The sequence below is a fragment of the Pseudomonas sp. EA_65y_Pfl1_P113 genome (assembly GCF_963970525.1).
GTDB lineage: Bacteria > Pseudomonadota > Gammaproteobacteria > Pseudomonadales > Pseudomonadaceae > Aquipseudomonas > Aquipseudomonas tritici.
Genome location: NZ_CAXAQM010000557.1, coordinates 1 through 456 on the forward strand (window position 1 = coordinate 1; position 456 = coordinate 456).

General features: G+C 71.3%; 1 protein-coding gene. It reads left to right on the forward strand.

Annotated features, from left to right (window positions below; all coding sequences use genetic code 11):
• On the forward strand, nt 1-405 hold a 405-nt coding region (locus tag AACY52_RS31060), incomplete at its 5' end, for a DUF1800 family protein (RefSeq protein ID WP_339561504.1).
• Between the last annotated feature and the right edge of the window lie 51 nt (nt 406-456).

The window sequence follows — 456 nt, forward strand, 5'->3', positions numbered from 1 at the left end:
GATCCGCCGCCGGCGCTGGTGGCGCGGCTGCGCGACGTCTTCGTCAGGACCGACGGCGACCTCAGGGCGCTCGCGACCGCGCTGGTCGAGTCCGACGAAGCCTGGCAGGCGCCGCTGACCAAGATGCGCTCGCCCTACGAGTTCCTGGTCGCAAGCGGCCGCCTGCTGGCCCGCGTGCCGGAAGCTCCCGGGGCCTATCTCAACAGCCTCAACCTGCTCGGCCAGCCGCTGTGGTCGCCGGCCGGTCCCAATGGTTTTCCGGACACGGCCGCCGCCTGGGCCGCGCCTGAGGGACTCAAGCTCCGCCTCGACATCGCGGCGCAACTGGGCGTGTCGGTCAGCGCGGTCGAAAAGCATATGCTGCGCGCGACCGAGCGCCTTGCGCGATTGGGAGAGGCGCAGTGACGGTGCGTGTTACTCGTGCGCTCCTGCGCGGACTGTCGCCGACGGATGCGG